Annotated in this window: 17 protein-coding genes; 15 read left to right on the top strand and 2 right to left on the bottom strand. The window is 63.6% G+C overall.

Annotated elements, in window-relative coordinates:
* The first annotated feature begins 17 nt into the window (after positions 1–17).
* From gpmI to HMPREF3173_RS04345, 5 genes are all read left to right on the top strand, one after another.
* Positions 18–1553 carry a 2,3-bisphosphoglycerate-independent phosphoglycerate mutase gene (gene gpmI / locus HMPREF3173_RS04325; protein WP_070571685.1) on the top strand — a complete coding sequence of 512 codons (1536 nt, stop codon included), beginning with the start codon at positions 18–20 and terminating at the stop codon, positions 1551–1553.
* Positions 1554–1721: 168 nt separating this feature from the next.
* On the top strand, positions 1722–3005 hold the full coding sequence (locus HMPREF3173_RS04330) for a murein hydrolase activator EnvC family protein (RefSeq protein ID WP_070571686.1): 1284 nt from the start codon (positions 1722–1724) through the stop codon (positions 3003–3005).
* A gap of 79 nt (positions 3006–3084) precedes the next feature.
* Positions 3085–4410, top strand: coding sequence for a S41 family peptidase (locus HMPREF3173_RS04335; protein ID WP_043212530.1), 1326 nt, complete (start codon positions 3085–3087; stop codon positions 4408–4410).
* Between the two features lie 8 nt (positions 4411–4418).
* Positions 4419–5183: a divergent polysaccharide deacetylase family protein gene (locus HMPREF3173_RS04340; protein ID WP_070571687.1), complete on the top strand. Its 765-nt coding sequence runs from the start codon at positions 4419–4421 to the stop codon at positions 5181–5183.
* An 87-nt stretch (positions 5184–5270) separates the two neighbouring features.
* Positions 5271–5669 carry a hypothetical protein gene (locus HMPREF3173_RS04345; protein ID WP_070571688.1) on the top strand — a complete coding sequence of 133 codons (399 nt, stop codon included), beginning with the start codon at positions 5271–5273 and terminating at the stop codon, positions 5667–5669.
* 58 nt (positions 5670–5727) lie between these two features.
* On the opposite strand, the gene HMPREF3173_RS04350 is transcribed toward HMPREF3173_RS04345, so the two are convergent.
* The gene (locus HMPREF3173_RS04350) at positions 5728–7731 is read right to left on the bottom strand and encodes a BCCT family transporter (protein ID WP_070571689.1); all 2004 of its coding nucleotides are present in this window, start codon (positions 7729–7731) and stop codon (positions 5728–5730) included.
* Positions 7732–8150: 419 nt separating this feature from the next.
* Here HMPREF3173_RS04350 and betI point away from each other — a divergent pair, with 419 nt between their 5' ends.
* The 7 genes from betI (at position 8151) to trxC (ending at position 19589) form a co-directional block, all read left to right on the top strand.
* Positions 8151–8807, top strand: a complete 657-nt coding sequence (gene betI, locus HMPREF3173_RS04355; protein WP_070571690.1) for a transcriptional regulator BetI — start codon at positions 8151–8153, stop codon at positions 8805–8807.
* 38 nt (positions 8808–8845) lie between these two features.
* On the top strand, positions 8846–10318 hold the full coding sequence (gene betB, locus HMPREF3173_RS04360) for a betaine-aldehyde dehydrogenase (RefSeq protein WP_070571691.1): 1473 nt from the start codon (positions 8846–8848) through the stop codon (positions 10316–10318).
* 77 nt (positions 10319–10395) lie between these two features.
* Positions 10396–12093 carry a choline dehydrogenase gene (betA, locus tag HMPREF3173_RS04365; RefSeq protein WP_043212515.1) on the top strand — a complete coding sequence of 566 codons (1698 nt, stop codon included), beginning with the start codon at positions 10396–10398 and terminating at the stop codon, positions 12091–12093.
* 265 nt (positions 12094–12358) lie between these two features.
* Positions 12359–14101, top strand: a complete 1743-nt coding sequence (locus tag HMPREF3173_RS04370; protein WP_043212513.1) for a potassium/proton antiporter — start codon at positions 12359–12361, stop codon at positions 14099–14101.
* A 35-nt stretch (positions 14102–14136) separates the two neighbouring features.
* Positions 14137–17445 (top strand): mechanosensitive channel MscK, encoded by a 3309-nt coding sequence (mscK, locus tag HMPREF3173_RS04375; protein ID WP_070571692.1) that lies wholly within the window; start codon positions 14137–14139, stop codon positions 17443–17445.
* Between the two features lie 161 nt (positions 17446–17606).
* Positions 17607–19067: a protein adenylyltransferase SelO gene (gene selO / locus HMPREF3173_RS04380; protein ID WP_070571693.1), complete on the top strand. Its 1461-nt coding sequence runs from the start codon at positions 17607–17609 to the stop codon at positions 19065–19067.
* Between the two features lie 87 nt (positions 19068–19154).
* Positions 19155–19589, top strand: coding sequence for a thioredoxin TrxC (gene trxC, locus HMPREF3173_RS04385; RefSeq protein ID WP_070571694.1), 435 nt, complete (start codon positions 19155–19157; stop codon positions 19587–19589).
* Here trxC and HMPREF3173_RS04390 read toward each other — a convergent pair.
* The gene (locus HMPREF3173_RS04390; protein ID WP_043212506.1) at positions 19586–20359 is read right to left on the bottom strand and encodes a ParA family protein; all 774 of its coding nucleotides are present in this window, start codon (positions 20357–20359) and stop codon (positions 19586–19588) included. The two genes, trxC and HMPREF3173_RS04390, sit on opposite strands and share 4 nt — an antisense overlap.
* 308 nt (positions 20360–20667) lie before the next feature.
* Here HMPREF3173_RS04390 and HMPREF3173_RS04395 point away from each other — a divergent pair, with 308 nt between their 5' ends.
* The 3 genes from HMPREF3173_RS04395 to HMPREF3173_RS04405 are packed head-to-tail and all read left to right on the top strand — an operon-like array spanning position 20668 to position 22419.
* Positions 20668–21384, top strand: a complete 717-nt coding sequence (locus HMPREF3173_RS04395) for a beta-ketoacyl synthase chain length factor (RefSeq protein ID WP_070571695.1) — start codon at positions 20668–20670, stop codon at positions 21382–21384.
* A complete protein-coding gene (locus tag HMPREF3173_RS04400; RefSeq protein WP_043212502.1) occupies positions 21360–22178 on the top strand; it encodes a lysophospholipid acyltransferase family protein in 819 nt (272 codons plus the stop codon). The genes HMPREF3173_RS04395 and HMPREF3173_RS04400 overlap by 25 nt, the downstream gene beginning before the upstream one ends.
* Complete coding sequence (locus HMPREF3173_RS04405) at positions 22147–22419, top strand: phosphopantetheine-binding protein (RefSeq protein WP_043212500.1); 273 nt, start codon at positions 22147–22149, stop codon at positions 22417–22419. Before HMPREF3173_RS04400 ends, HMPREF3173_RS04405 begins: the two co-directional genes overlap by 32 nt.
* Positions 22420–22427: the final 8 nt, after the last annotated feature.

The following is a 22427-nucleotide window of genomic DNA, read 5'->3' on the forward strand; positions in this document are numbered from 1 at the left end:
AACCGTGAGTAGGATTGATGACGAACACGCCAAAACCCTTGGTCCTGATTATCCTGGATGGTTTCGGGCATAGCGAAAGCCCCGAGTACAACGCCATCTTCGCCGCCAATACCCCGGTCTACGATCGCCTGCGCGCCAGCCAGCCCAACGGGTTGATCTCCGGTTCCGGCATGGATGTCGGCCTGCCTGACGGCCAGATGGGCAACTCCGAGGTCGGTCACATGAACCTCGGTGCCGGGCGAGTGGTGTACCAGGACTTCACCCGGGTCACCAAGGCCATCCGCGATGGCGAGTTCTTCAGCAACCCGGTGCTCACCGGCGCGGTCGACAAGGCCGCAGGCGCCGGCAAGGCCGTGCACATTCTTGGCCTGCTGTCCGACGGTGGTGTACACAGCCACCAGGATCACCTCATTGCGATGGCCGAACTGGCCGCGCAGCGTGGCGCCGACAAGATCTACCTGCATGCCTTCCTTGATGGCCGCGATACTCCGCCGCGCAGCGCGCAGTCGTCCATCGAACTGCTCGATGCCACCTTCGCCAAGCTGGGCAAGGGCCGCATCGCCAGCCTCATCGGTCGCTACTACGCCATGGACCGCGACAACCGCTGGGACCGCGTCAGCGCCGCCTACAACCTGATTGTCGACAGCGTCGCCGACCACACCGCGCCATCGGCCCTGGCCGGCCTGGAAGCGGCCTACGCCCGTGACGAAAGCGACGAGTTCGTCAAAGCCACCCGCATCGGTGAAGCCGTCAAGGTCGAGGACGGCGATGCCGTCATCTTCATGAACTTCCGCGCCGACCGTGCCCGCGAGCTGTCCCGCGCATTCGTCGAGACAGACTTCAACGAGTTCCCCCGCGCCCGCCTGCCCAAGTTGGCCGCCTACATTGGCCTGACCCAGTACTCGGCCAAGATCCCGGCCCCGGCCGCGTTCGCCCCAGCCAGCCTGGACAATGTGCTCGGCGAGTACCTGGCCAAGAAGGGCAAGACCCAACTGCGCATCGCCGAGACCGAGAAGTACGCCCACGTCACCTTCTTCTTCTCGGGGGGGCGTGAGGAGCCGTTCGAAGGCGAGGAGCGCATCCTGATCCCATCGCCGAAGGTCGCCACCTACGACCTGCAGCCGGAAATGAGCGCACCGGAAGTCACCGATCGTATCGTCGAGGCCATCGAGCAGCAGCGCTACGACGTGATCGTGGTCAACTACGCCAACGGCGACATGGTCGGCCACACCGGTGTGTTCGAAGCCGCGGTCAAGGCGGTCGAGGCGCTGGACGGCTGCGTCGGACGCATCGTCCAGGCACTGGACAAGGTGGGCGGCGAAGCGCTGATCACCGCCGACCATGGCAACGTCGAACAGATGGAAGACGCCTGCACGGGCCAAGCGCACACCGCCCATACCACCGAGCCTGTGCCGTTCATCTATGTCGGCAAGCGCAACCTCAAGGTTCGTGAAGGCGGCGTGCTGGCGGACGTGGCGCCAACCATGCTCAAGCTGCTGGGCCTGGAAAAGCCTGCCGAAATGACCGGTACGTCGATCCTCGTCGACGACTGATCCACACGTCGCGAGGCACACGCTGCAAGTGGCAATAAAAAGCGGGCCAGCGCTCGCTGTTTCTTGACACTTGCAGCTTGAAGCTGACCGCTGACACTGCGAGACGTTTTTTTTGCAGGCCCAGGCGGGCATACTAGGCCAGTCTCCATCCCTGGTACGCCCAACTCCATGCTTCGCGCCCTGATCCTACTCGCCCTGTCCTGCCTGCTCAGCCCGGCCTTTGCCGACGAGCGCGCGCAGACCCAGCAACAACTGGAAGCCACCCGCCAGGACATCGCCGAGCTGAAGAAGATGCTGGGCAAGCTCCAGGAGGAAAAGTCCGGCGTGCAGAAAGACCTCAAGTCCACCGAGACCGAAATCGGCGACCTGGAAAAGCAGGTGGAGGCTCTGCAACAAGAACTAAAAAAGACCGAGGGCGAGCTGGAGCGCCTTGATACCGAGAAAAAAAAACTCCAGAGCGCCCGCGTTGAACAACAGCGACTGATCGCCATCCAGGCCCGCTCCGCCTACCAGAGCGGCCGCGAGGAATACCTCAAGCTGCTGCTCAACCAGCAGAATCCCGAGAAATTCGCCCGCACCCTCACCTATTACGACTACCTGAGCAAGGCGCGCCTCGAACAACTGCGCACCTTCAACGAGACCCTGCGCCAGCTGGCCAACGTCGAGCAGGACATCAGCCGCCAACAGGCGCAATTGCTGGCCCAGCGTGGCAACCTCGACAGCCGCCGCCAGGAACTTGAGGCCGTGCGCAACGAACGCCGGCAAGTCCTGGCCAAGCTCAACACCGACATGCAGGCTCGCGACCAGAAACTGCAGTCCCGCCAGCAGGATCAGGCCGAGCTGACCAAGGTCCTCAAGACCATCGAGGAAACCCTCGCCCGCCAGGCCCGCGAAGCCGAAGAGGCCCGCAAGAAAGCCTTGCTAGCCCAGCAGCAGGCCGAAGAGCAGCGCCGCCAGCAGCAGGCCCTTGCCGCCAACGAAGAAGAAGCCCCGAAAAAAGCCCGCACCACCCTCGGCCCCCTCGTTTCCAGCGAAGGCGCAAGCTACGGCGGCGCTTTTTCTGCTGCCCGCGGAAAACTTCCCTGGCCAGTCAATGGTCGATTGCTGGCACGCTTCGGCGATGCACGCGGTGGCGATGACCGGGCCAAGTGGGACGGTGTGATGATCGGCGCTAACCCGGGCACCCAGGTGCGCGCCGTACACGGCGGGCGCGTGGTGTTCGCCGACTGGTTGCGTGGCGCTGGACTTCTGGTCATTCTCGACCATGGTAATGGTTACCTGAGCCTGTACGGCCACAACCAGAGCCTGCTCAAGCGCGCCGGCGACATCGTCAAGGCCGGAGAGGCCATCTCTACCGTTGGCGACAGCGGTGGACAGGACAGCTCGGGCCTGTATTTCGCCATTCGCCAGCAGGGTCGCCCCACCGACCCTTCGCAGTGGTGCCGCGGTTAGTCACCTTTTTTACGGCATAGCCACAGCTGCGCCGATGCTCCTTCGAGGGAGCACCAACAGGATCAGGAGTTCGTTCGACATGCTGCACTCGTCTCGCCTCACCCAGCTGGCCCTGACCATCGCCCTGGTGGTCGGCGCGCCCCTGGTTTCCGCCGCCGAGCCGGCCGCACCGGCCAGCCGCGCGGCGGTACCGGCCACCGAGGTGACCGCCAAGGCGCCACTGCCGCTGGATGAGCTGCGCACCTTCGCCGAGGTCCTTGATCGCATCAAGGCCGCCTACGTCGAGCCGGTGGACGACAAGACCCTGCTGGAAAACGCCATCAAGGGCATGCTGAGCAATCTCGATCCTCACTCGGCCTATCTGGGGCCAGAGGACTTCCAAGAGCTGCAGGAAAGCACCAGCGGCGAGTTCGGCGGCCTGGGGATCGAAGTGGGCATGGAGGACGGCTTCGTCAAGGTGGTGTCGCCGATCGACGATACCCCGGCCTCGCGCGCCGGCATCGAGGCGGGCGATCTGATCGTCAAGATCAACGGCGCCCCGACCCGCGGCCAGACCATGACAGAAGCTGTGGACAAGATGCGCGGCAAGGTGGGCGAGAAGATCACCCTGACCCTGGTCCGCGACGGCGGCACGCCCTTCGACGTGACCCTCGCCCGCGCGGTGATCCAGGTCAAGAGCGTCAAGAGTCAGCTGCTGGAGAACGACTACGGCTACATCCGTATCACCCAGTTCCAGGTCAAGACCGGCGAGGAAGTCGGCAAGGCACTGGCCAAGCTGCGCAAGGACAACGGCAAGAAACTGCGCGGCGTGGTCCTGGACCTGCGCAACAACCCCGGCGGCGTGCTGCAATCGGCGGTGGAAGTGGCCGACCACTTCCTCACCAAAGGCCTGATCGTCTACACCAAGGGCCGCATCGCCAACTCCGAGCTGCGCTTCTCCGCCGACCGGGCCGACGCCAGCGAAGGCGTGCCGCTGGTGGTGCTGATCAACGGCGGCAGCGCCTCGGCTTCGGAAATCGTCGCAGGCGCCCTGCAGGACCAGAAGCGTGCGGTGCTGATGGGCACCGACAGCTTTGGCAAGGGCTCGGTACAGACCGTGTTGCCGCTGAACAACGACCGTGCGCTCAAGCTCACCACCGCGCTGTACTTCACGCCCAACGGCCGTTCGATCCAGGCCCAGGGCATTGTCCCGGACATCGAGGTACGCCCAGCCAAGCTCACCGCCGAAGCGGACACCGAGAACTTCAAGGAAGCCGACCTGCAGGGCCACCTGGGCAACGGCAACGGCGGTGCCGACCGTCCGACCGGCAGCAGCAAGCGCAAGGAGCGGCCGCAGGATGGTGACTTCCAGCTCAGCCAAGCCCTCAGCCTGCTCAAAGGCCTGAACATCACCAAGGGCGACTGACCCGTCTCATGCGTTACCTGCTGTTGACGCTGTTCTGCCTGTTGGCCGGCACCGCCCATGCGGCGCCGGCCAAGGCCTACATGAGCATCATTATCGACGACCTGGGCCAGAGCAGCGAGCGCGACAGCCGTACCCTCGCCCTGCCGGGCCCGATCACGATGGCGATCATGCCCGATACGCCCCATGCCACCGACTTCGCCCGCCAGGCCCACAAAGCCGGGCGCACGGTGATCCTGCACATGCCCATGGACCCTGCCACCGGCCCGTACGCCTGGCACCCAGGCACCCCTATCGAAGAGCTCGCCCGCCGCCTGGATGCCGCCTTGGCCAAAGTGCCCTTCGCCGCTGGCATCAACAACCACATGGGCAGCCGCATGACCTCCCAGGCCGAGCCCATGGCCTGGCTGATGGGAGAGTTGCAGCGGCGCCACCTGTTCTTCGTCGACAGCCGCACCAGTGCCGCCACCGTGGCCGCGGCCAAGGCCCAGGCACTTGGACTGGCGCATGTTTCGCGAGATGTCTTCCTGGACGATACCCGCACCACCGAGGCCATCTCCGCGCAGCTGCAGCAGGGCGTGGCCTTGGCCCGCAGACAAGGCTCGGCAGTGCTCATCGGCCACCCCTACCCTCAGACCCTGGACGTGCTGGAACGAGAACTTCCCCGACTCAAGCAGCAGGGCATAGAGCTGATCGGCCTTCACCAGATGATCGCCGAACGGAGCAACCAGGCCATGCCCGCCCATGGCAAGCATGGCCGTTACAGCAACCGCTGAAGCCATCACGCTTCACTAAAGATGTACCGCGCTGCGCTCACTTTCAGCACTCACAGTGACCCTTCTACACAAATAAGGAGGGTCACCATGCTCGCGCGACATTCGATCTGCCTAGGACTGGCATTCGCCTGGATTGCCTCGCCTGCGTTGGCCGGCCCAGTGCCCGGCATGCAGGCCTGGCCTTCTGCGCGGATGCTCTGGCCAGCGCCCGTTCCCGATCCGGACATGACCCTAGAGCGTCTCGACAACGGCGACATGAAGGTCACCTGGAAGATCGCCCCGCCGGACCTTCAGTGCTATCGCATCAAGCACGGCCCACCCGGGACCCTCGACTGCAACGAGCCGGCTGGCTACCAAATGCTTCGCCATGCCAGCCAGGAATTCAAATGGCAGGACCTGCCCCTGAAGCTCTGCACCAAAGCCGAGGACATCGCCAAACACCACTCGGCGCCACGCGAAGACCTGTTGCTCCTGCAAGCCCCCTGAAACGACAAAGGCCCGACTCTCGTGAGTCGGGCCTTTGTCGTGACAAGCTCAGGCGCTATCAGCTGTAGACACGCCCCAGCAACTGGCGGTGACTTTCGAACTGATCCAGCACGTCGCGCACGATCTGCTCCGGCGTGAAGCCCATCAGGTCGTATTCCTGGCTGCCATCATGCAGGTAGACCTCAGCGCGGTAGAAACGCTGGCGCACTTCTGCCTCACCTTCTGCCGCGGCCTCGCTCGGCGCGGCCTGGTAGCCATCCAGGCTCACTTCGTAGACGAAGGGATTGCCCTCTTCCATCATCACGCGCAGGCCCATCAGCGAACGGGAGTGACCGGCACGTGCTTCGACATCGAAGCCCTGGTTACGCATCTGCGCGGCGGCTTCCTTGAGCGCCGGGCTGACGTACTTGTCCATGAAGCGCTGGACCACGGCCTGGCTCGGCTGCAGATCCATCTGGCTCAGGCGCTCGCTGAAGCCACGACGGCCACGGGCAGCCAGTTCGGCACGCTCCTGCTCGACCGCAACGTCCTGCTTCATGGCCTTGTACAGACCGAACATGAACAGCACCAGCACCACGGAGAACGGCAAGCCAGCCAGAACCACCATGGTCTGCATGGCTTCGAAGTTACCGGCGAACAGCAGGCCGATGGTCACCAGGGTAATGACGACGGACCAGAACACCACCATCCAGTGCGGGGCGTCTTCGTCCACCTTGCCGCCTTTGCACGACAGGTTGGCCATCATCACCGCGCCGGAGTCGGCCGGGGTGAGGAACAGCACGAAGCCGACGAACACCGCCACACCGATGACGAACTTGGCTGCCGGGAAGAATTCCAGCAACTGATAAATCGACATCGACGGCTGTTCCAACGCGGTCTTGCCCAACTCCACAGCGCCCTGGTTAACCACCAGGTCCAGCGCGGTGTTGCCGAAAATCGACAGCCACGCCAGGGTAAAGCCCAGCGGGATCAACAGCACGCCACTGACCAGCTGGCGCACGGTACGGCCCTTGGAGATACGGGCAATGAACATACCGACGAATGGGCCCCAGGAGATCCACCAGGCCCAGTAGAACACGGTCCACAGGCCCAGCCAGCGCTCGGACTTGGCGCCGTCGCCTTCATAGACGTACAGGTCGAACGTCTTAAGCACGATGCCATTGAGGTAGTCACCGATGTTCTGCACGAAGCCATTGAGCAGGTGCAGAGTGTTGCCACCCAACAGAACGAAGATCAACAGACCACTGAACAGCATGATGTTCAGGTTGGACAGACGGCGGATGCCGTTTTCCACGCCCGACACAGCAGCCACGGTCGCCACGCCGGCCATGACCAGAATCACCGCCAGCAGGTTGGTCTTGCTGTGGTCGATGCCGAACAGGTACTCAAGACCCGACGCCACCTGCATCGAACCGATACCCAGGTTGGTCACAAGGCCCAGCAAGGTGACGAACATGCCGAAGATGTCCACTGCGTTGCCGGCAGCGCCCTTGACCCAGCGCTCACCGACCAGCGGGTACAGAGCCGAACGCAGGGCCAACGGCTGGTTGTGGCGATAGGCGAAGTAGCCCACGGCCAAGCCAACCAGGGCGTAGATCGCCCAGCCATGCAGGCCCCAGTGCAGGAAGGTCAGTTGCAGCGCCTGGCGCGCGGCTTCATGGCTCGCGGCGGCACCTTCAGGCGGGTTGAAATAATGGTCCAGCGGCTCGGAGGCGCCGAAATACAGCAGCGAGATACCGATACCGGAGGAGAACAGCATGCCGGCCCAGGCGCCGTAGCTGAAATCGGGTTGGTCATCTTTGCCGCCAAGCTTGAGCTTGCCGAAGTCGGAGAAGGCCAGATAGACGACGAACAGCAGGTATCCGCAGATCACCAGCATGTAGTACCAACCGAAGGTACGGGTCAGCCAGGCCTGCGCCACGCTCAGCACACGGCCGGCGGTTTCAGGGACAGCGATAAGCAGGGCGGTCAAAACGAGGACCAGCAACGCGGAGGTATAGAACACAACGCGGTTGACCCGTACCCGTTCGGCGGGAGGGTTGGTTAGGGAGGCAGAACTCATTGCACGAATGCTCCGGGCAGTGCGGGAGTGGAGGCTAATCAGTCTTCCCGAGCAAATGGTGCAATAGCCCCACAGCATCAGGTGTTATAAAAGCACCTAGGAAATCGCGATCCCGAATCGAATCGTTGCAAATAAAACAGATCCAAGCCCGCTCCAGTGGCTGCCCGCGCGGCCCATGACCGCTCGGCGGAATCTGCATTTCGCATCGCTCTTGCCCGTCAACGCCTTGTATTCCGGGGGTTACGCGATTTCCTGGGGTGTCAATCCGTGCCTTCTCGATCAGCTGAAAAACTGTCAATGGCACAAATTGTCGCAGAGCTTATTCTTTATTGATTGAACGTTCAATCAAAACAAAATAGACTGGCCTTCGCCGAGGCAGCCGCTCGTCGTCTGCTCGCAGGCCTGAGGAGATATGCAACATGCCCAAGGTCGGTATGCAACCCATCCGCCGCCAGCAGTTGATCGAAGCCACGTTGCAGGCGGTCGATCAGGTGGGACTGGGAGATGCCAGCATTGCGCTGATTGCCCGTTTGGCCGGTGTGTCGAACGGCATCATCAGTCACTACTTTCGGGACAAGAACGGCCTGATCGCAGCGACGATGGGTTACATCATGAGCATGCTCAACGAAGGCGTTGCGGCGCGTCGCCAGGCACTGACGGACGACAGCCCGCGCGCCCACCTGAAAGTGATCATCGAGGGCAACTTCGATGCGAGCCAGGTGAACGGCCCGGCAATGAAAACCTGGTTGGCCTTCTGGGCCTCCAGCATGCACCAGCCAGACCTGCACAGGTTGCAGCGGATCAACGACCACCGCTTGTATTCCAACCTGTGCTGCCAGTTCCGCCGCGTCCTGCCGCTCTACCATGCGCGCAAGGCTGCCCGCGGGCTGGCGGCCCTGATCGATGGCCTGTGGCTGCGTGGCGCGCTGTCCGGTGATGCATTCGACACCGACCAGGCAATACGGATTGCTTACGAATACATGGATCTACAACTGGCTAAACAGCAGAGTCTGGACACTACCGACCAGGCCTCTGAACAACCGCGCGCGGCGATTGCCAACCAGGCAGGAGCGTGACGCGGTAGCCAACCACACACTGCACTTGCGAGGACACTATGGCCCGTTTCGGAACGCAAAAACTCTACATTGATGGTGGTTACGTCGACGCTAGCACCGACGCCACTTTCGAAGCCATCAACCCGGCCACCGGCGAAGTCCTCGCCCACGTGCAACGTGCCACCCAGGCTGACGTCGAGCGCGCCGTCGAAAGCGCCGAGCGCGGCCAGAAAGTCTGGGCCGCAATGACCGCCATGCAGCGTTCGCGCATCCTGCGCCGCGCCGTCGAGATTCTGCGCGAGCGCAACGACGAGCTGGCCATGCTGGAAACCCTGGACACCGGCAAGTCCTACTCCGAAACCCGTTACGTCGACATCGTCACCGGCGCCGACGTGCTGGAATACTACGCAGGCCTGGTTCCTGCCATCGAAGGCGAGCAGATCCCGCTGCGCGAGAGCTCCTTCGTCTACACCCGCCGCGAGCCACTGGGCGTGACCGCCGGTATCGGTGCCTGGAACTACCCGATCCAGATCGCCCTGTGGAAATCCGCCCCGGCCCTGGCTGCCGGCAACGCCATGATCTTCAAGCCTTCGGAAGTCACCTCGCTGACCACCCTGAAGCTGGCCGAGATCTACACCGAAGCCGGCCTGCCGGACGGCGTGTTCAACGTCCTGACCGGCAGCGGTCGCGAAGTGGGCACCTGGCTGACCGAGCACCCGCGCATCGAGAAAGTCTCCTTCACCGGCGGCACCACCACCGGCAAGAAAGTCATGGCCAGCGCCTCGAGCTCCACGCTCAAGGAAGTCACCATGGAACTGGGCGGCAAGTCGCCGCTGATCATCTGCGACGACGCCGACCTGGACAAGGCCGCCGACATCGCCATGATGGCCAACTTCTACAGCTCCGGTCAGGTCTGCACCAACGGCACTCGCGTATTCATCCCGTCGTCGATGAAAGCGGCCTTCGAAGCCAAGATCGCCGAACGCGTCGCCCGCATCCGTGTCGGCAACCCGGAAGACGAGAACACCAACTTCGGTCCGCTGGTCAGCTTCGCGCACATGGAAAGCGTCCTGGGCTACATCGCCAAGGGCAAGGAAGAAGGTGCCCGCGTCCTGTGCGGCGGCGAGCGTCTGATGGCCGGTGACTTCGCCAAGGGCGCGTTCGTTGCCCCGACCGTCTTCACCGACTGCACCGACGACATGACCATCGTCAAGGAAGAGATCTTCGGCCCGGTCATGAGCATTCTGACCTACGAAACCGAAGAAGAAGTCATCCGTCGCGCCAACGACACCGAGTACGGCCTGGCCGCCGGCGTCTGCACCAACGACATCAGCCGCGCCCACCGCATCATCCACAAGCTCGAAGCGGGCATCTGCTGGATCAACGCCTGGGGCGAATCGCCGGCCGAAATGCCGGTCGGCGGTTACAAGCAGTCGGGCGTCGGCCGTGAGAACGGTGTCAGCTCGCTGGCTCAATACACTCGCATCAAGTCGGTACAGGTCGAGCTGGGCGGCTACAACTCGGTTTTCTGAACCCTGTCTAGCCACGCCCGTGCCGCTGCGCACGGGCGTTTCCGCTCCCTGATCACCGCCAACATGAGGGTACTTTCATGTCCAAAGAATACGATTACATCATCGTCGGTGCCGGCTCCGCCGGTAACACCCTGGCGACCCGCCTGACCGAAGACGCCGGCGTCACTGTACTGCTGCTGGAAGCCGGTGGCCCCGACTACCGCTTCGACTTCCGTACCCAGATGCCAGCCGCCCTGGCCTTCCCGCTGCAGGGCCGTCGCTACAACTGGGCATACGAAACCGATCCTGAGCCGCACATGAACAACCGCCGCATGGAATGTGGCCGTGGCAAGGGCCTGGGTGGCTCTTCGCTGATCAACGGCATGTGCTACATCCGCGGCAACGCCATGGACTTCGACGGCTGGGCGAAACTGCCAGGCCTCGAAGACTGGACCTACCTGGACTGCCTGCCGTACTTCCGCAAGGCCGAAACCCGCGACATCGGCCCGAACGACTACCACGGCGGTGAAGGCCCGGTCAGCGTGACCACGCCTAAAGCCGGCAACAACCCACTGTTCCACGCCATGGTCGAAGCCGGCGTGCAGGCGGGTTACCCGCGTACCGAAGACCTCAACGGCTACCAGCAGGAAGGCTTCGGTCCGATGGACCGTACCGTGACCAAGAACGGTCGTCGCTCCAGCACCGCCCGCGGCTATCTGGACCAGGCCAAGAAGCGTCCGAATCTGACCATCGTCACCCACGCCCTGACCGACCGCGTGCTGTTCGACGGCAAGCGCGCCATCGGCGTGACCTACCTGGTCGGCGACAGCGAAGAGCGCGTCGAAGCCCGCGCCCGCAAGGAGGTCATTGTCAGCTCCGGCGCCATCGCCTCGCCGCAGTTGCTGCAACGCTCCGGCGTCGGTCCGCGCGAACTGCTCGAAAGCCTCGATATCCCGGTCGTCCACGACCTGCCAGGCGTCGGCGAGAACCTGCAGGACCACCTGGAGCTGTACCTGCAATACGCGTGCACCCAGCCGGTTTCGCTGTACCCGTCGCTGCTGTGGTGGAACCAGCCAGCCATTGGCGCCGAATGGATGTTCAACGGCACCGGCATCGGCGCCAGCAACCAGTTCGAGGCTGGCGGTTTCATCCGCACCCGTCCTGAGTTCGAATGGCCGAACATCCAGTACCACTTCCTGCCGGTTGCGATCAACTACAACGGCTCCAACGGCGTGAAGGAACACGGCTTCCAGGCCCACATGGGTTCGATGCGCTCGCCTAGCCGTGGCCGCATCAGACTCAAGTCCAAGGATCCGCGCCAGCACCCAAGCATCCTGTTCAACTACATGGCCACCGAGCAGGACTGGCAGGAATTCCGCGACGGCATCCGCCTGACCCGCGAGATCATGGCCCAGCCGGCGCTGGATCCCTACCGTGGTCGCGAGATCAGCCCGGGCGCCCACGTGCAGACCGACGAGGAACTGGACAAGTTCATCCGCGAGCACGCCGAAACCGCCTTCCACCCGTCCTGCTCGTGCAAGATGGGCACCGACGACATGGCGGTGGTCGATGGCGAAGGCCGCGTGCACGGCATGCAGGGCCTGCGTGTGGTCGACGCGTCGATCATGCCGATCATCATCACCGGCAACCTCAACGCCACCACGATCATGATCGCCGAGAAAATCTCGGACAAGATCCGTGGCCGCAAGCCGCTGCCGCGCAGCACCGCCAAGTACTACGTAGCCAATGGCGCACCGGTGAAGGGCAAGCCTATGCGCGAGGTCAAGCAGGGCTGAACCTGTCCCGGCCTGTCCGTGACCAACGCCGCTCCCACAGGGATATCGCTACCCATAAGCGCAGCGCAGTACCGGTAGGAGCGGGCTTGTCCCGCGATAGCGTCCGTACTGGCAACACCTGAAAAGGCACCCTCCGGGGTGCCTTTTTCATTTTCAGAAACGCTTTACAGGCTGCCAATTCATCAGGTTAGAATCGATTGGCACGCGACCTGCTAGTCAACGCTATCAAGTCCTTTTTTCCCCGCGATGTACCGGAGTACTGCCTTTGGATGCGAGCACCATCAACAGCCTGTTCCTGATCGGCGCACTGCTGGTCGGGGCAAGTATCTTGGTCAGCTCGCTGTCATCGCGTCTTGGCATTCCTATCCTGGTCATCATCCTCGCCGTCGGCATGGTCGCCGGCGTCGATGGTGGCGGCATCATCTTCAACAACTATCCGACCGCCTATCTGGTGGGCAACCTGGCCCTGGCCGTGATCCTGCTGGACGGCGGCCTGCGCACGCGGGTGGCGAGCTTTCGCGTGGCGCTGTGGCCCGCGTTGTCGCTGGCCACGGTCGGCGTACTGATCACCACCGGGCTGACCGGCATGGTCGCCGCCTGGCTGTTCGACCTGAGCCTCATCCAAGGCCTTCTGATCGGCGCCATCGTCGGCTCAACCGACGCCGCGGCGGTGTTCTCCCTGCTCGGTGGCAAGGGCCTGAACGAGCGTGTCACCGCGACGCTCGAGATCGAGTCGGGTAGCAACGACCCGATGGCGGTCTTTCTCACCGTCACCCTGATCGACATGATCGCCAGCGGCCAGACAGGCCTGCACTGGAGCCTGCTGACCCACTTGGTGCGCGAGTTCGGCATCGGCAGCCTGCTGGGCCTGGGCGGTGGCTGGCTGATGCTGCAACTGGTCAATCGCATCAACCTGGCCGGCGGGCTGTATCCGATCCTGGTGATCGCCGGCGGCCTGGTGGTGTTCTCGCTGACCAACGCCTTGCACGGCAGCGGTTTTCTGGCGGTCTACCTGTGCGGCCTGGTGTTGGGCAACCGCCCTATCCGCAGCCGTCACGGCATTCTGCACATGCTCGATGGCATGGCGTGGTTGGCGCAGATCGGCATGTTCCTGGTGCTGGGCCTGCTGGTCACGCCTCACGATCTGCTGCCGATCGCCTTGCCAGCGCTGGGCCTTGCGCTATGGATGATCCTGTTCGCGCGCCCCCTGTCGGTGGTGGCCAGCTTGCTGCCGTTCAAGGCCTTCCACGGCCGCGAGAAAGCCTTCATCAGCTGGGTCGGCCTGCGCGGCGCGGTGCCGATCATTCTTGCCGTGTTCCCACTGATGGCCGGCCTGCCCGATGCCCAGCTGTTCTTCAACCTGGCCTTCTTCATCGTCCTGGTCTCGCTGTTGGTGCAAGGCACCAGCCTGCCGTGGATGGCCAAGCTGTTGAAAGTCACCGTGCCGCCGGACCCGGCCCCGATTTCCCGCTCCGCTCTGGAGGTGCACATCACCAGCGAGTGGGAGCTGTTCGTCTATCGCCTGGGTGCTGAAAAATGGTGCATCGGCGCCGCCCTGCGCGAGTTGAAGATGCCAGAGGGCACCCGTATCGCCGCACTGTTCCGCGGCGAGCAACTGCTGCACCCCTCAGGCAGCACCGTGCTGGAGGTCGGCGACATGCTGTGCGTGATCGGCCACGAGCACAACCTGCCGGCGCTGGGCAAACTGTTCAGCCAGGCGCCGCAGCGAGGGTTGGACCTGCGCTTCTTCGGCGACTTCGTTCTCGAAGGCGATGCCGAGCTCGGCGCGGTGGCGGCGCTTTATGGCCTTAAGCTGGACGGATTGGACGCGAAAATGCCGCTTGCCCAGTTCATCCGACAGAAGGTCGGAGGCGCTCCAGTAGTGGGCGACCAGGTCGAATGGAACAGCACGATCTGGACCGTGGCGACCATGGACGGGAACAAGATCCAGAAAGTGGGCGTCAGATTCCCGGAAGGTACTCGACCCGGCCCCGGGTTGTTCCTCTAAACTTCGATTTGCCTCGTTTCGCAAGAATTCTGCCTATGTCCCTGCGTGTGTCCCTCCGCGCAGCCCTGCTCGGGCTGTGCCTGTCCCTCTCGTTCGCCGTCGTGGCGGCCGAGGTCCCGACCACCGCCAGCGTCCAGCACAGTCTCGACAAGATCGCCGAGCGCAAACTTCCGGAAGCCGAGCAGAAGGCCCTGCAGCAAGTGCTCGAGCAGACCCTGGTCTTGCTCGCCAGCAAGGAAGACAGCGAAAAGAAACTCGCCGAGCTCAAACAGCAGCTGGCCAGCGCGCCCAACGAGATCCGCGACGGTCAACGCGAGCTGACCAAGCTCAAGCAAACCAAGAGCGTGCCGGTGGCTGAGCGCTATGCCAACCTGGCCGTACCCCAGCTGGAGCAGATGCTCAGCGAACGCAGCACTGAGCAAGGTGAACTGCAAAAAGCGCTCTCCGAAGCTAACAGCCTGATCATCAACTCCCAGACCCGCCCTGAACGGGCCCAGGCCGAAATCAGCAGCAGCCAGACCCGTATCCAGCAGATCAACAGCAGCCTCAAATCGGGCAAGGACGGCGGCAAACCGATTTCCGCAGACCAACGCAACCAGCTCAACGCCGAGCTGGCCGCGCTCAATGCACGCATGGCTCTGCGCCGCCAGGAAATGACCAGCAACAGCCAACTGCAGGATCTGGGCAATGCCCGCCACGACCTGTTGATCGAGCGCGCCGCGCGCCTAGAGCAAGAAATCCAGGAGCTGCAGACGCTGATCAACGACAAGCGTCTGGCCCAGTCCCAGCAGACCGTCACCCAACAGTCGCTCGAAGCCCAGAAGGCCGGCAGCAGCACCTTGCTGGCCACCGAGAGCACCGCCAACGTCAAGCTTTCGGACTACCTGCTCAAGAGCACCGACCGGCTCAACGAGGTCACCCAGCAGAACCTGCGCACCAAACAGCAACTCGACAGCCTGACCCAGGCCGACCAGGCACTGGACGAACAGATCGACGTGCTCAAGGGCAGCCTGCTGCTGTCCAAGATCCTCTACAAGCAAAAGCAGGCCCTGCCGCACCTGAAAGTCGATCGCAACCTGGCCGACCAGATCGCCGACATTCGCCTCTATCAGTTCGAGATCAATCAGCAGCGCGAGCAGATGAGCAGCCCCTCGACCTACGTCGACAAGCTGCTGGCCGCCCAGCCCGAAGAAGAAGCCACGCCACAGCTGCGCAAGGCCTTGCTGGAGGTGGTGATCACCCGCAGCGACCTGCTCGAGCGCCTGAACCGCGAGCTGTCGGCGCTGCTCAATGAGTCCATCACCCTGCAGCTGAACCAGAAGCAACTGCTCAGCACCGCCCAGAGCCTGCGCACCACCCTGGAAGAGCAGATGTTCTGGATTCCCAGCAACAAGCCGCTGGACTGGGAGTGGCTGAGCCATGTGCCCGAGCGGTTTGCCGACCAGGTCGCCAACCTGCCGTGGGGCTCGGGCCTCAAGGAACTGACAGACGGCCTGGCGCAGCGCCCGCTGTTGTTCCTGCCGCTGCTGCTGGTGATCGGCGCGCTGCTGTGGCGGCGCAAGTACCTCTATCAGCGCCTGGGCAAGGTTCACCAAGACATCGGCCATTTCCGTCGCGATAGCCAGTGGCACACGCCCCAGGCGATCCTGATCAATATCCTCCTGGCCATGCCGGTCGCCCTGGCCCTGGCCCTGGGCAGCTACGCCCTGCAGATCGACGCTCGCGGCCAGAACGCTAACCTGGGCGCCGCCCTGTGGCAGATCGCCCAGGCCTGGCTGGTGTTCTACACCGCCTACCGCATCCTCGCGCCGGGCGGCGTTGCCGAGATCCACTTCCGCTGGCACAAGCCGCAGGTCGAGTTCCTGCGCGGCTGGGTGCGCCGGCTGGGCACCGTGGTGCTGGCCCTGGTAGGCGTGGTGGCGGTGGCCGAGCATCAGCCGTCGGCCCTGGCCGATGACGTGCTGGGCATCGGCGTGGTGCTCACCTGCTATGCCCTGATGGCCTGGTTGCTCAGCCGCCTGCTGCTGAGCAGCCCCGCGCACCGGGACACCTCGCTGTTCCGCAAAGCGGTCGGGGTGGCCTTCACCGCGCTACCCATCGCCCTGTTCGTGGCCGTGTGCTTCGGCTACTACTACACCGCGCTCAAGCTCACCGACCGACTCATCTATACCCTTTACCTGCTGTTGTTCTGGCTGGTGATCGAGGCCGCGTTCGTACGCGGGCTCTCGGTTGCGGCCCGGCGCCTGGCCTACCAGCGCGCCCTGAGCAAACGCCAGGCTGCCAAGGAAGGGCTGGACGGCGAGGTGATCGTCGAAGAACCAACCTTGGATATCGAACAGGTCAACCAGCAGTCACTGCGCCTTATCCGCCTGGCCCTGCTTGGCGGCTTCATCGCCGGCCTGTACTGGGTCTGGTCGGACCTGATCTCGGTCTTCGCCTATCTCAACAACTTCACCTTGTACGAATACACCAGCGGCACTGGCGCGGCGGCCAGCATGGTGCCGATCAGCCTGGGCGACCTGCTCGGTGCGCTGGTGATCGTCGGTATCACCTTCGCCCTGGCCGGCAACTTGCCGGGCCTGCTGGAGGTGCTGGTGCTGTCGCGCCTGAACCTGGCCCAAGGCAGCGCCTACGCCACCACCACGCTGCTCTCCTACACCATCGTGGGTGTGGGCATCGTGAGCACCCTGTCGACCCTCGGGGTGAGCTGGGACAAGCTGCAATGGCTGGTGGCGGCCCTGTCGGTGGGCCTGGGCTTCGGCATGCAGGAGATCTTCGCCAACTTCATCTCCGGCATCATGATTTTGTTCGAGCGCCCCGTGCGCATCGGCGACACCATCACCATCGGCAATCTGTCCGGCACGGTGAGCAAGATCCGCATCCGTGCGACCACCATCACCGACTTCGACCGCAAGGACATCATCGTCCCCAACAAGACCTTCATCACGGGCCAATTGATCAACTGGTCGCTGACCGACACCGTCACCCGCGTCACGCTCAAGCTGGGCATCGACTACGGCTCGGATTTGGATCTGGTGCGCGAACTGCTGCTCAAGGGCGCCCACGAAAACCCACGGGTGCTCAAGGATCCTGAGCCGATCGTGTACTTCCTCAACTTCGGCGAAAGCTCGCTGGACCACGAACTGCGCATGCACGTCCGCGACCTGGGCGACCGCAACCCGACGCTGGACGAGATCAACCGCTACATCAACCGCGAGTTCAAGGCGCACAACATCAAGATCTCGGTGCGCCAGGTCGAGGTATTCCTGATGGACATGCAAGGCGGCAAACAGCAGTTGATTCCGGTGGAGAACCCGAAACCGGATGGCACTGCACCGGCCTGAGTGCACTCGAATACTTTATTCTGTGCACAACCCTTGCGAGGGCTACGCCCTCGTTCGCGGGTAAACCCATTCCTACAGGCACAGCGCTGGACCTGTGGGAGCAGGTTTACCCGCGAAGGGCCGCAAAGCGGCCCCTGACCCCCGATCCCAGGAGCCGGCCTGTGAAAGCCCTCGACCAACTGACCTTCGACAACCGCTTCGCCCGCCTGGGCGATGCCTTTTCCACCGAGGTCCTGCCCGACCCGATTGCCGAGCCACGCCTGGTGGTGGCCAGCGAATCGGCCATGGCCCTGCTCGACCTCGACCCGGCCCAGGCCGAACTGCCGGTGTTCGCCGAGCTGTTCAGCGGCCACAAGCTGTGGGAAGAGGCCGAGCCGCGGGCGATGGTCTATTCCGGGCACCAGTTCGGCTCCTACAACCCACGCCTGGGCGACGGCCGTGGCCTGCTGCTGGGCGAAGTGCTCAATGACGCCGGCGAGCACTGGGACCTGCACCTCAAGGGCGCCGGCCAGACCCCCTATTCGCGCATGGGCGATGGCCGTGCCGTACTGCGCTCCTCGATCCGCGAGTTCCTCGCCTCCGAGGCCCTCCACGCCCTGGGCATTCCCAGTAGCCGCGCATTGTGCGTGATCGGCTCGAGTACCCCGGTGTGGCGTGAGACCCGTGAAAGCGCCGCGATGCTCCTGCGCCTGGCCCAGAGCCATGTGCGCTTCGGTCACTTCGAGTACTTCTACTACACCCGCCAGCCAGAGCAGCAGCGCCAACTCATCGACCATGCCCTGGAGCAGCATTACCCCGAGTGCCGGGAAGCAGAACAGCCCTACCTGGCCATGTTCCGCACCATCGTCGAACGCAACGCCGAGCTGATCGCCCGGTGGCAGGCCTACGGCTTCTGCCATGGCGTGATGAACACCGACAACATGTCGATCCTGGGCATCACCTTCGACTTCGGCCCCTACGCCTTCCTCGACGACTTCGACGCCAATTTCATCTGCAACCATTCCGACGACCGCGGTCGCTACAGCTACGCCAACCAGGTGCCCATCGCCCACTGGAACCTGAGTGCCCTGGCCCAGGCCCTGACCACGGTGATCGAGGTGGAGCCGCTCAAGGAAGCGCTGGGCCTGTTCCTGCCGCTGTACCAGGCTCACTACCTGGATCTGATGCGTCGGCGCCTGGGCTTCACCACAGCCGAGGACGGTGACATGGCCTTGGTGGAGCGCCTGCTGCAACGCATGCAGAGCGGCGGCGTGGACTACACCCTGTTCTTCCGCAGGCTCGGCGACCAGCCCGTGGCCGATGCCCTCAAGGTGGTGCGCGATGACTTCATCGACCTGGCCGGGTTCGACGCCTGGGGCGAGGATTACCTGGCCCGCTGCCAGCGTGAACCCGCCAACGCCGAAGGCCGGCGCGAGCGCATGCATGCGGTCAACCCGCTGTACATCCTGCGCAATTACCTGGCGCAAAAAGCCATTGAAGCGGCCGAAGCGGGGGATTACAGCGAGGTGCGGCGGTTGCATCAGGTGCTGAGCAATCCATTCGAAGAACAACCCGCCATGCAGGCCTATGCTGAACGTCCGCCCGAGTGGGGCAAGCACCTGGAAATCAGCTGCTCCTCATGAATGCCCAGCGAGGGCTGTCGCCGGCGCCCACAGGATAGACCCCGTTGGCGCTGCGACAGCCTGCGATAAACCCGAACAGGAGACGAAATGTCCGAACCTCTGGTAATCCCCTGCCCCCATTGCAACGGCCTCAACCGCCTGCCCGCCGAACGCCTGCGGGACCATCCCAAGTGCGGACGCTGCAAGCAAGAGGTACTGCTGGCCACGCCGTTCGACCTCGACGAGCGCAGCTATGCCAGCCAGATCAAGGGCGATTTGCCCCTGCTGCTGGACGTCTGGGCAGACTGGTGCGGGCCGTGCAAATCGTTCGCCCCGGTCTTCGAACAAGCCGCCCGCCAGCTTGCCGGGCGCTGTCGCCTGGCCAAGCTGGACAGCGAGGCCAACCGCAACCTCGCCGGTCAGTTGGGCATCCGCTCGATTCCCAGCCTGATCCTGTTCAAGAATGGTCGTGAGGTCGCCCGCCAGGCAGGCGCGTTCCCACTCCAGTCTTTGCTGGAGTGGTTGCGCAGCCAGGGGGTCTAGGCGTTCTCTTCGAGTAGCGCGTGCAGCTCGACGAACTGCTGGGTCAGCTTGTGCCGAGGCTCCAGGTGGATCAACGGCAAGCTCGCATGGTGGGATTCACGCATCTTCACCGAACTGGCCAGATACACCGGCAGGACCGGCAAGCCCTCGGCCAGCAACTCGTCGAGCATCTGCTGCGGCAGGCTGGCGCGTGACTGGAACTGATTGACGACGATGCCTTCGACCAGCAGGTCTTCGTTGTGGTCATCCTTGAGTTCGTCGATTTCCGCGAGCAGGCCATACAGCGCCTGGCGCGAGAAGCTGTCGCAGTCGAATGGGATTAGCACCCGATCGGCGGCGATCAACGCAGAAACCGCGTAGAAATTGAGCGCAGGTGGCGTATCGATGTAGATACGCTCATAGTCATCGTCCAGCTCATCGAGCAGTTTGCGCAGCTTGTTGATCTTGTGCTTGGCCTCCAGCTTGGGCTGCAGGTCGGCCAGTTCCGGGGTCGCGGTGACCACGTGCAGGTTGTCGAACGGCGTTTCGTAGATATCGACCTTGTTCTTCTTGGCAAAAGGCCCGCTGGAGAGGGTTTGCTTGAAGAAGTCGGCGATGCCCATGGGAATGTCCTCGCCGGTCAGCCCGGTGAGGTACTGGGTGGAGTTGGCCTGGGCATCCAGGTCGATCAACAGGGTCCGATAGCCTTCACTGGCACTGACCGCCGCCAGGTTGCAGGCGATGCTCGACTTGCCCACGCCACCTTTCTGATTGAACACCACGCGCCGCATGGAAGACCTCCGTGTATCAACGAATGTCCGAGTATGTGTCCGGCGAGCGACAATGACCAGTACCGCCCGCTCAACCTTTCCTACCCCGGTGCCGATAAACTTCGTAACCGTTCATCGGAAACCGCGGGTAATCGATCGGAGCGGGTCGACTGGCCAGAGCGTTGTTCATCCGTCATTGTCCAAGGCGTATTTGCTAGCGGTCCCCTGCACCGGGATAATGCGCGCCACTCGGCGAGTGTGAATCCCTCAGGCCGCTCCGAGCCACTCCGACGCCAAAGGTCGCCCGCAGGGCGGGAAACAAGCACATCGTGATCACTTTCAACATCAGCCAATGGCGCGCCTGGGCCCCCGGCCTGCACACGCCTGCCGACTGGCGTGCCTGGGCCGACGGTGAGTCCGGGTCGCCAGGCGACAGCCAGGTGCCCGACGTGTCCTTCCTTCCGGCCCTGCAACGCCGGCGCCTGAGCCCGTTGGCACGCATGGCGTTCGCTGTCGGTTGGCCGCTTGCCGAGGGGTACGAATCGCTGCCGCTGGTGTACGTCTCGCGCCACGGTGAAACCCCGCGCACTTTCTCCATCCTCAGCGACCTCGCCCAGGGCGAGCCGCTCTCGCCCACCCAGTTCAGCCTCTCGGTGCACAATGCGGTGATCGGCCTGTGGTCGATCCTGCGCGGGCAGACCTGCGAAATGACCGCCCTGGCCGCGTCCGGCGACGGTTTCGAACATGGCCTCGTCGAGGCGGCCGGCCTGCTCCATGAAGGCGCGCCGTCCGTATTGCTGATCGTTACCGAAGAACTGCCGCCAGCGGCCTATGCACCCTGGATCAGCGACGTGCCGTTCTCCTATGCCCTGGGCCTGCTGTTGACCCCTGGCGAGCAATGGCAGCTGGACCTGACCCCAGGCAGCGAAGCCGACCCTGGCAACCTGCCCCACGCCTTGAGCTGGCTGCGCGCCCTGCTCACCGACCAGTCCAGGCTCACCCACCCAGGAAAGCAACGCTCATGGAACTGGCAACGGCTCGCGTGAACAAGCCACGGGATGCCTACCCCTGGCGCCTGGTGGCGACCGCACTGAGCTTTGCCCTGTTCGGTGTGGGCAGCCTGTGCCTGCGCGTGTTGGTGTTTCCGCTGCTCGCCTGCCTGCCCGGTGGCGTCGAACGCCACCAGCAACGCGCCCGCCGAACCATCGGCTGGCTGTTCTGGCGGTTCATACGTTTCATGCGGGTCAGCGGCGTGCTCACCTACGAGGTCGTCGGAGCCGAGGGTCTGGGCCGTCCAGGGCAGCTCATCATCGCCAATCATCCATCGCTGATCGACGTAGTGTTTCTCATCGGCCTGGCACGCAACGCCAATTGCGTGGTCAAGCAGAGCTTGTTCGACAACCCCTTCACCCGCGGCCCGGTGCGCGAGGCACGCTACATCGGCAACGACGGCAGCGTGCAGATGCTCGAAACCGCCGCCGACACCCTGCGCCAGGGACAGCCGCTGATCATCTTCCCCGAGGGCACCCGCACACCGCCCGGCCAGGCCCCGGCCTTTCATCGCGGTGCCGCCGCGATCGCCTTGCGCGGTGCGAAAATCATTACACCCGTGACCATCAGCGTCAGCCCCAGCACCCTGACCAAACATGAGCCCTGGTACCGCATTCCGCGCCGACGCGTGCATTTTCGCCTACATGTCGGTGCCGATATCGACCCCGCCTCGTTCGCTGCGCTGGGCCCGGCACCGGTGGCCTCTCGACGCCTCAACGATTACCTGCATCAGTATTTCATCAAGGAGCTCGCCGAAGATGAGCGATCCACAGCAAGACCTGCACCGTGATATCAAGCAATTGATCATCGACGCCCTGGGGCTGGAAGACATCGACGTCCAGGACATCGATGATCAACAACCTCTGTTCGGCGAGGGCCTGGGCCTGGACTCGGTGGATGCCCTGGAGCTCGGCCTGGCCTTGCAGAAACGTTTCGGGATCAAGATCGACGCCGACGCCAAGGACACCCGCTCCCATTTCACCAATATCGCCACCCTGGCAGCATTCGTCACTGCCCGTCAGGCCGCCTGAGACCGCAC

The organism is Pseudomonas sp. HMSC08G10, from assembly GCF_001808425.1.
Lineage (GTDB): Bacteria > Pseudomonadota > Gammaproteobacteria > Pseudomonadales > Pseudomonadaceae > Aquipseudomonas > Aquipseudomonas guariconensis.

Bases quoted from the DNA above. Each gene is read 5' to 3' on its own strand.
- gpmI (WP_070571685.1), top strand. From the start codon at position 18: ATGACGAACACGCCAAAACCCTTGGTCCTGATTATCCTGGATGGTTTC.
- HMPREF3173_RS04330 (WP_070571686.1), top strand. From the start codon at position 1,722: ATGCTTCGCGCCCTGATCCTACTCGCCCTGTCCTGCCTGCTCAGCCCG.
- HMPREF3173_RS04335 (WP_043212530.1), top strand. From the start codon at position 3,085: ATGCTGCACTCGTCTCGCCTCACCCAGCTGGCCCTGACCATCGCCCTG.
- HMPREF3173_RS04340 (WP_070571687.1), top strand. From the start codon at position 4,419: ATGCGTTACCTGCTGTTGACGCTGTTCTGCCTGTTGGCCGGCACCGCC.
- HMPREF3173_RS04345 (WP_070571688.1), top strand. From the start codon at position 5,271: ATGCTCGCGCGACATTCGATCTGCCTAGGACTGGCATTCGCCTGGATT.
- HMPREF3173_RS04350 (WP_070571689.1), bottom strand. From the start codon at position 7,731: ATGAGTTCTGCCTCCCTAACCAACCCTCCCGCCGAACGGGTACGGGTC.
- betI (WP_070571690.1), top strand. From the start codon at position 8,151: ATGCCCAAGGTCGGTATGCAACCCATCCGCCGCCAGCAGTTGATCGAA.
- betB (WP_070571691.1), top strand. From the start codon at position 8,846: ATGGCCCGTTTCGGAACGCAAAAACTCTACATTGATGGTGGTTACGTC.
- betA (WP_043212515.1), top strand. From the start codon at position 10,396: ATGTCCAAAGAATACGATTACATCATCGTCGGTGCCGGCTCCGCCGGT.
- mscK (WP_070571692.1), top strand. From the start codon at position 14,137: ATGTCCCTGCGTGTGTCCCTCCGCGCAGCCCTGCTCGGGCTGTGCCTG.
- trxC (WP_070571694.1), top strand. From the start codon at position 19,155: ATGTCCGAACCTCTGGTAATCCCCTGCCCCCATTGCAACGGCCTCAAC.
- HMPREF3173_RS04390 (WP_043212506.1), bottom strand. From the start codon at position 20,359: ATGCGGCGCGTGGTGTTCAATCAGAAAGGTGGCGTGGGCAAGTCGAGC.
- HMPREF3173_RS04400 (WP_043212502.1), top strand. From the start codon at position 21,360: ATGGAACTGGCAACGGCTCGCGTGAACAAGCCACGGGATGCCTACCCC.
- HMPREF3173_RS04405 (WP_043212500.1), top strand. From the start codon at position 22,147: ATGAGCGATCCACAGCAAGACCTGCACCGTGATATCAAGCAATTGATC.